Origin of the sequence: Tahibacter caeni, assembly GCF_024609805.1 — a bacterium.
GTDB classification, from domain to species: domain Bacteria; phylum Pseudomonadota; class Gammaproteobacteria; order Xanthomonadales; family Rhodanobacteraceae; genus Tahibacter; species Tahibacter caeni.
The window spans coordinates 1-7,623 of sequence record NZ_JANFVR010000237.1; the positions used below are offsets into that span (position 1 = coordinate 1).

The window sequence follows — 7,623 nt, forward strand, 5'->3', positions numbered from 1 at the left end:
ACGAATGCGCCGCCACGGCGCGACGGCCGCCGCGAGCTTGCCGCGCGACCGGCCGGCGGCGTCAAGCCGGCAGCTGCGCCCTCGGTGGGCGGACGGCGCCGCCCTCTGCGGCAAGCCTTCGCCCGGCAAGGAATTTCCGCCGCGCCCCCGGTCCGGCAACGCGCTCGCGGCGGCCCGGCCGGCTGCGGCATTTGGCCGCCGCGACGCCCCTTATGCCGGACGTCCCGCCGCGCCGGTTGCTACAATCCCGTGTCTTTTCGTCCCCCACCTTCCTGCAGGAGCCCCACCATGGCGGTGAAAGTTGCCATCAACGGTTACGGTCGCATCGGTCGCAATGTTCTGCGCGCGCTTTACGAGGCCGGCCGCAATCAGGAAATCCAGGTCGTCGCGATCAACGACCTCGGCGACGCGGAAACCAATGCGCACCTGACCCGCTACGACACGGCCCACGGCAAGTTCCCGTTCGACGTGGCCGTCGACAACGGCGAGCTCGTCGTCAAGGGCGACCGCATCAAGGTCTTCGCCGAGCGCGATCCGGCCAAGCTGCCCTGGGGCGCCCACGGCGTCGACGTCGTGCTCGAATGCACCGGCCTGTTCACGAGCAAGGCCAAGGCCGGCGCCCATCTCGCCGGCGGCGCCAAGAAGGTCATCATCTCCGCGCCGGGCGGCAGCGACGTCGACGGCACCTTCGTCTACGGCGTCAACCACGACCAGCTCAAGGCCTCGCACGACGTCATCTCCAACGCGTCCTGCACGACCAACTGCCTCGCGCCGCTGGCCAAGGTGCTGCACGAGAAGATCGGCATCGAGCACGGCCTGATGACGACGATCCACGCCTACACGAACGACCAGGTGCTGACCGACGTCTATCACTCCGACCTGCGCCGCGCGCGCTCGGCGACGATGTCGCAGATCCCGACCAAGACCGGCGCGGCCGCGGCCGTGGGCCTGGTGCTGCCGGAGCTCAACGGCAAGCTCGACGGCTTCGCGATGCGCGTGCCGACGATCAACGTCTCGGTCGTCGACCTGTCCTTCGTCGCCAAGCGCGCGACGACGAACGCCGAGATCGACCAAGTCGTCAAGGAAGCCTCCGAGGGCGCGCTCAAGGGCATCCTCGGCTTCAACAAGGCGCCGCTGGTCTCGGTCGACTTCAACCACGACCCGCGCTCGTCGATCTACGACGCAACTCTGACCAAGGTCATGGGTGGGACGCTGGTCAAGGTCTGCTCCTGGTACGACAACGAGTGGGGCTTCTCCAACCGCATGCTCGACATGACCCTGGCGCTGATGGCCGCGAAGTAAGCCGACCTGCGGTTGCCGGCGGATGCCGCGGCGGCGTCCGCCGCCGTTTCCGCCCGACGCCCGCGCCTGTCGAGGTGCGGGCGTTTTCGTTTGCGCCGGTCTGCGGCCTTCAGTACGGCGGCAACAAGCGGCGCAAGCCGTGCACGAGCACGACGCCGAGGAACAGCAGATTGCGCGGCAACAGCGCCGGCGTAAAGCCCGCTGCGCGCGCCGCCGCCGGCGCGGCCAGATCGCGCGCCAGCGCTTCCAGGCAAGGCAGCCCGTGGGGCCAGTCGCGCAGCCCCTCGCGCCAGTCGCGCGGAATGCCGTCGACGCCGACCACCAGCGCCGCCAGCGCGCCGGCCATCGCCGCGTTGGTGTCCACGTCGCCGCCGGCGCGCACGCAGATTTCCAGCGTGGCCGCGTAGTCGCCGTAGCCCTGATACCAGGCCGCGATCGCGAACGGCACCGAATGCAGCACGTAGCCGCCGACCCCGTCCCGCAGCGCCGGTTCCGCGCACAAGGCCTCGGCCGGCTGCGGCGCATCGCAGCAGCAGTGCAGCAGCGCGACGCTGGCCTGCCACTGCGCCTCGTCGGAGACACTGCGCAGCAGCACGGCCAGTTCGTCGGCCGACGGCCGCTGCGTCCAGGCGCCGCCGGCCAGGCGCGCGGCGATTTCCGCGATCGCCAGCGCGCCGGCGAAGGCCCGCGGATCGATGTGGGTGATCGAAGTGGAAGCCGCGACGTGCGCGCGCCGCGCCGCCGCATCGGCGGCGAACACGCAGCCCAGCAGCGCGCTACGCATGCTCGGCCCGTTGCCGGCGGAGCGCACGCCGCTGCGGCGCAGGCCCAGCCAGGCGCGCAGCAGGCCGCGCAGGGTCGCGCTGCCGATGCCGGCCGGCAGGCAGATCAGCCACAGGCGCAGGCGCCGCACGAGCTCGCGGCGGAATTCGTCCACATTGCCGCGCGATGCGAGGAGCGCCTGGGCGACGAACACGTGATGGTCGGTGTCGTCGCTCACCAGGCCATGGCCCAGCAGAAAGCGATGCCGCAGCCGACCCTGCCGCCAGCGCCGTATGCGTCGCGCCGAAAGGCCTTCGTAAGGCAGCCCCAGTGCATCGCCGACGGCGGCGCCGATCAGGCAGGAACGCAGGACCTCGCGCCGCGGCCCGGGCGGCGTGGCGTGTTCGCTCGTGGACTGCATGGCGTTCCCTCGTTTGCCTGCCGACGCCCTCGGACATCGACAGCCGCGACGGGTTCCGCCAAGGTAAGGTGTCCGCCGCCGCCGTTGCCGCCCATGCTGCACACCTTCGCCGTATCGAACTATCGCTCGCTGCGCGACCTCAAGCTCCGGCTTGCGCCGCTGACCCTGGTCACCGGCGCGAACGGCAGCGGCAAGTCCAATCTCTATCGCGCGCTGCGCCTGCTGCAGGAAGCCGCGCAGGGCCGCCTGGCCGAGGCGGTCGCGGCCGAGGGCGGCATACCGTCGCTGCAATGGGCCGGACCGGCCGACACGCGCAGCCAGCGCAAGCGCGGCGTCGCGATCCAGGGCACGCGTTCCAGGGGACCGCTGCGCATCGCGTTCGGCTTCGCCGCCGACGACGTGGCCTACCGCATCGAGCTGGGCCTGCCGGCCGGGGGCAATCCGGTCGTCGTGCCGTCGCGCTTTCGCCTGGATCCCGAGGTCAAGGCCGAATACGTCTGGCAGGCGCCGCCGCAGCGCAGGGCGAACACCTGGCTCGAGCGCGAAGGTGCATCGACGCTGCTGCGCGACGCCGACGGCGAATGGCAGCGCCTCGGGGTCGGCGTCGACGCCGCACGCTCGGTGCTGTCGGAGCTGTCCGAGCCGCAGCGCTTTCCCGAGATCTTCGCCCTGCGCGAGCTCCTGCGCCGCTGGCGCTTCTACGACGGCTTCCGCACCGACGCGGACAGCCCGCTGCGCCAGCCGCGCATCAGCGTGCAGACCGGTGCATTGGCCTCCGACGGCCGCGACCTCGCCGCGGCGCTGCAGACCATCGTCGAGATCGGCGACGCCGACGCCTTGCAGGCGGCCGTCGCCGACGCCTTTCCGGGCTCGCGCCTGGTCGTGCTCGGCGACGACGCGCGGCTCGAAACCGGCCTCGCCGTCGAAGGCCTGCTGCGGCCGTTGCACGCGGCCGAGCTGTCCGACGGCACCCTGCGCTATCTCTGCCTGCTCGCCGCGCTCATGAGCCCGCGTCCGCCGGAGCTGCTCGTGCTCAACGAACCCGAGCAGAGCCTGCATCCGGACCTGCTGCGGCCGCTCGCGCGGCAGATCGTCGAGGCCTCGCGGCGCGGCCAGGTCTGGGTCATCAGCCATGCGCCGCGGCTGGTCTCGGCGATCGAGGACGCCGCCGACCTCGTCGCCATCGAACTGCGGCGCGAGTACGGCGAAACGCGCGTGGCCGGCCAGGGTCCGCTCGACGAGCCGGTCTGGCCCTGAGCGCCGGCCGCAATGCGGCACCGCGCCCATTGTGCAAATTCGCCCAGACTGCATTTCGCCGACGCCGCCGCAGCGCGGCACGGCCTGCGGCGCCGCATCAGTACTCGCCGGTATGTGAACTTGCGTGGCGAGCCGGCGGCGCTGCGGCAGAATCGCCGTGTCGCAGCGGGCGACATCGAAGGAGTCGCAAATGACGGTCCAAGCATTGCTCGTCTGGCTGGTCGTGGGTGCCGTCGCCGGCTGGCTCGCGGGACAGATCGTGAAGGGACACGGTTTCGGTCTGATCGGCAACATCGTTGTCGGCATCGTCGGCGCGTTCCTCGCCGGCTGGCTGCTGCCGGGCCTGGGGCTCGGTCTCGGCGGCATCGTCGGCAGCATCGTCTACGCCGCGATCGGCGCGATCATCCTGTTGCTGCTGATCGGGCTGATCAAGCGCGTCTAGCGTCGTTCACCGGCGTCGCGCGCAGAGGCCGGAGCCGATCCGGCCTCTGCGCGCCGCACGTCGCAGCGACGCGTCTGGCGTCCTGGAGCTCCCGCAGCTGCCGGGCCATACTGCCGGCTTCCCCAACCCTGCAGGCGGCCGGTCGGCCGCGACGCTGCGCGAGGCACACCGGCGCATGACTCCGATCGCGGCACCCGTCACCGAAACGCAACGCCACGATGTGCTCGACGCCCTGCGCGGACTCGCACTGTTCGGCGTGCTGCTCGTGAATCTGCGCGACTTCTCGCTGTACACGCTGCTGCCCGCGGCCGAACGCGCAGCGCTGCCGACGGCGGCCTGGGACCGCGTGCTCGACGTCGTGATGGCCGCGCTCGTCGACGTGAAGTCGGCGACCCTGTTCGCGATGCTGTTCGGCGTCGGCTTCGCGCTGCAGATGCAACGCGCCGCCGGCGACGCGTCGGCCGCGCAGCGCTATCTGCGCCGCCTGCTGCTGTTGCTGGTCATCGGCGTCGCGCACGCCTGGCTGCTCTGGTGGGGCGACATCCTGCGCTACTACGCCGCCCTCGGCCTGTTGCTGCTGCCGCTCGGCCATGCGAGCCCGCGCCGGCTCGCCCTGATCGGCGTAGCCGTCGCCGTGTTCGCGCTGCCGCTGCTGCGGCCGCTGATCCCGCCGCTGCTGCCGCGCGTAGCGCCGGCGGCCGAAGCCGCGGCCGTCGCGTTCGCCGCATTTTCCGGACCGGATGCCGGCGCCGCGCTCGCGGCGAATTTCGATCACGACCTGCGCATGCGCGTGGCCAACTGGAGCCTCGCGTTCTTCGTGCTCGGCCGGCTGCTGCTCGGCGCCGCGCTCGGTTTCGCCGGCGTACTGCAGGATCCGCCGCGGCACCTGCGCTTCTGGCGCCGCCTGCTCGGCGCCTGCCTTCCGCTCGGCGCGATGCTGACCGCGTTCGTGCTGCTGCGCGACCACGGCCTGCTGTTCGCCGACGGCTGGTGGACCGGCACGGCCGCGCGCAACCTGTCGAGCATCGCGCGCAGCGCGAGCTCCGTCGCGCTCGCGCTGGCCTACATGGCCATCGTCGTGCTGGCCTGGCAGACGCAGGCGCGCCGCCTGCTCGGCGTGTTCGCGCCGGTCGGACGCACGGCGCTGACCCACTACCTCGGCCAGAGCGTGCTCGGCGTAGCGCTGTTCTACGGCGCCGGCGCCGGCCTCGGCCCGCGCTACGGCCTCGTCGGCACTCTGCTCGCCGCGGTCGCGCTGTTCGCGCTGCAGACCCTGGCGAGCCGCTGGTGGCTGCAGCGCTTCCGCTTCGGTCCGGCGGAATGGATCTGGCGCAGCCTGACCTACGGCCGGCGCCAGCCGCTGCGCCGCCGGTCCGCCGCCGCGGCCGCGCCCGAGGCGGCCTGATCCGCGCGCGGGATCAATCGAGTTTCAATGTCTTCCAGAAGCGCTCGATCATCGCCGCATCGGCGGCGGCGCGTTCGTCTTCCATCATCGTGATGACGAGGTAGCCGCCCCGGGCGTTGCCGGTCGCGACGATCGTGCGGCTCCAGGACTCGTCCTTCGACTCGGTGCGCACCTGCTTGCCGCTGAGCGCGCGACCGTCGGCCAGGGTGCGCGTGGCCGGTGCGATCTTGCGCTGGTAGCCCGCGGCGACTTCCTCGTCCGTGGTTTCATTGACCATGAGGTCGACCAGCGCATTCGGATCCAGCCCGGCGTAGCGCTGCACGATCGCGCCGTTGCCATTGGCCGAAACCAGCATGATCTGGCGCACGTTCGCGTTGATGTCGGTCGTCGACGGCTGCACGCCGGCCGGATGGTCGAAGCTCAGCCCGGCGTCGCGGAACTGCTGCTGTTCCTTGCGCTGCAGGCGCACGGTCACGGCCTTGCCGCCGACGAGCACCTCGGCGTCCTTGTCGAGATCGAGCTCGGTGGCCTTGCCGTCGACGGTCAGCACGTAGCCGCCGGCCATGACGGCGCCGGCGCTCACGGTCAGCAGCAGCGCGGCAGCGCTGCGGAGGGCGTTGCGCATGTGATCTCCCGCTCGGATGAAAGCGCGATTGTAGGCGTTCGGCTTGCCAAGCGCCGGCCGGGCTTCTATCGTCGAAGCGGCCTGCGCGGCTGCGAGCCTCGCCGCGGGTTCGTCGCACGGAAGCCAAGGAGGCTGCATGAGCTACGCCGAAAAACGCCGTCATCCCCGCCTGTCGGTGTTCTCCGCCGCGATGCTCGTGCTCGACGACCAGGGCTATCTCAGCGAGGTCAAGGATCTGTCCCAGGGCGGCGCGCGCGTCGCGCTGCCGCGCAACTGGAACCTGCCGATCGCGACCGAATGCCAGCTGTTCCTGATCTTCGACCAGGAAACCGTGATCGGCCTGCGCGTGCGCGTCGTGCGCGTCGGCAGCGACGACCTCGGCCTGGAATTCCTCGCCGGCCAGGAAGAGCGTGTCGCGGCGGTACTGTACGAGTCGCGTTTCATGGAGCAGGAATAGGCGCCGCGCCTCGCGGCCGATAGCCAGCGGCGCAGCGCACGACTAGCATCGGCGCATGAACGCCTATCTGACTCCGATACTCCTGCTGCTGGCCTCGAACGTGTTCATGACGTTCGCCTGGTACGGCCATCTCAAATTCACCGACCGGCCGCTCTGGGCCGTCGTGCTCGTGAGCTGGGGCATCGCGTTCTTCGAGTACTGCCTGCAGGTGCCGGCGAACCGCTACGGCATCGCCGTGTTCAACCCGGCCCAGCTCAAGACCGTGCAGGAGATCATCACCCTGCTCGTGTTCGTCGCGTTCTCGGTGTTCTACCTCGACGCGGCGATCAAGTGGAATCACCTGGTCGGCTTCGGCCTGATCGTCGCGGCCTCGTTCTTCATCTTCCTGGACTGAGCCGCCGCGGCGGCGCGCTCAGAAGCGGATGCGTCCGACCAGCATGTCGCGCAGCATGACCCAGTCGCCGACGAAGCTGTACAGCGGATGCGAGAACGTCGCCGGCCGGTTCTTCTCGAAGAAGAAATGGCCCACCCAGGCGAAGCCGTAGCCGCAGAACGGCGCGGCCAGCAGCCACCAGGGATTGCCGCGCAGCAGCGCCAGCGCGAGACAGACCAGCACGAGCAGGCTGCCGATGTAATGCAGCCGGCGGCAGACCACGTTGCTGTGCTCGCCGAGATAGAACGGATAGAACTCGCGGAAGCTCGCGAAAGACTGGGACATGCCGTGACACTCCAGGCCGCAACGGAATCGGCTCAACGCCGTGCGGCGGAACGATAGCCTGCCGCGGCGGCCGCGGCCAAGCGTCAACCGGCGCCGGGCTCGGGCGTTGTTGGACGGCACCACCCCACCGGAGTCCACCCATGTCCCGTCTCACCATCGCCCTGGCCGGCGCCGCCGCTCTTGCCGTGGCTGCCGCCGTGCTGCCGCCGCAGGCGGCCCGTGCCGCCGATCCGG

At 70.8% G+C, this 7,623-nt stretch carries 9 protein-coding genes; 6 read left to right on the top strand and 3 right to left on the bottom strand.

Translation table 11 applies throughout. From position 1 onward, the window contains the following. Positions 1-288: 288 nt before the first annotated feature. Positions 289-1,302: a type I glyceraldehyde-3-phosphate dehydrogenase gene (gene gap, locus NON22_RS17190; RefSeq protein ID WP_257388173.1), complete on the top strand. Its 1,014-nt coding sequence runs from the start codon at positions 289-291 to the stop codon at positions 1,300-1,302. 109 nt (positions 1,303-1,411) lie between these two features. Here gap and NON22_RS17195 read toward each other — a convergent pair whose 3' ends face one another. Next, the gene (locus NON22_RS17195) at positions 1,412-2,485 is read right to left on the bottom strand and encodes an ADP-ribosylglycohydrolase family protein (RefSeq protein ID WP_257388174.1); all 1,074 of its coding nucleotides are present in this window, start codon (positions 2,483-2,485) and stop codon (positions 1,412-1,414) included. A 93-nt stretch (positions 2,486-2,578) separates the two neighbouring features. Between NON22_RS17195 and NON22_RS17200 the strand changes: the two genes are divergently transcribed. The 3 genes from NON22_RS17200 to NON22_RS17210 all read left to right on the top strand — a co-directional run bounded on the left by NON22_RS17200 (position 2,579) and on the right by NON22_RS17210 (position 5,589). Continuing rightward, a complete protein-coding gene (locus NON22_RS17200) occupies positions 2,579-3,742 on the top strand; it encodes an AAA family ATPase (RefSeq protein WP_257388175.1) in 1,164 nt (387 codons plus the stop codon). Positions 3,743-3,932: 190 nt separating this feature from the next. Continuing rightward, positions 3,933-4,184 carry a GlsB/YeaQ/YmgE family stress response membrane protein gene (locus NON22_RS17205; RefSeq protein ID WP_257388176.1) on the top strand — a complete coding sequence of 84 codons (252 nt, stop codon included), beginning with the start codon at positions 3,933-3,935 and terminating at the stop codon, positions 4,182-4,184. 175 nt (positions 4,185-4,359) lie between these two features. Beyond that, complete coding sequence (locus NON22_RS17210) at positions 4,360-5,589, top strand: DUF418 domain-containing protein (RefSeq protein WP_257388177.1); 1,230 nt, start codon at positions 4,360-4,362, stop codon at positions 5,587-5,589. A 13-nt stretch (positions 5,590-5,602) separates the two neighbouring features. Here NON22_RS17210 and NON22_RS17215 read toward each other — a convergent pair whose 3' ends face one another. After that, on the bottom strand, positions 5,603-6,214 hold the full coding sequence (locus NON22_RS17215; RefSeq protein ID WP_257388178.1) for a hypothetical protein: 612 nt from the start codon (positions 6,212-6,214) through the stop codon (positions 5,603-5,605). Positions 6,215-6,350: 136 nt separating this feature from the next. On the opposite strand from NON22_RS17215, the gene NON22_RS17220 reads away from it, so the two are divergent. Together NON22_RS17220 and NON22_RS17225 are read left to right on the top strand one after the other, a co-directional pair. Next, positions 6,351-6,671, top strand: a complete 321-nt coding sequence (locus NON22_RS17220; protein ID WP_257388179.1) for a PilZ domain-containing protein — start codon at positions 6,351-6,353, stop codon at positions 6,669-6,671. Between the two features lie 55 nt (positions 6,672-6,726). Next, the gene (locus NON22_RS17225; protein ID WP_257388180.1) at positions 6,727-7,065 is read left to right on the top strand and encodes a DMT family protein; all 339 of its coding nucleotides are present in this window, start codon (positions 6,727-6,729) and stop codon (positions 7,063-7,065) included. Between the two features lie 18 nt (positions 7,066-7,083). Here the strand turns inward: NON22_RS17225 and NON22_RS17230 are convergent, their stop codons facing one another. After that, on the bottom strand, positions 7,084-7,389 hold the full coding sequence (locus tag NON22_RS17230) for an Mpo1-like protein (RefSeq protein WP_257388181.1): 306 nt from the start codon (positions 7,387-7,389) through the stop codon (positions 7,084-7,086). Between the last annotated feature and the right edge of the window lie 234 nt (positions 7,390-7,623).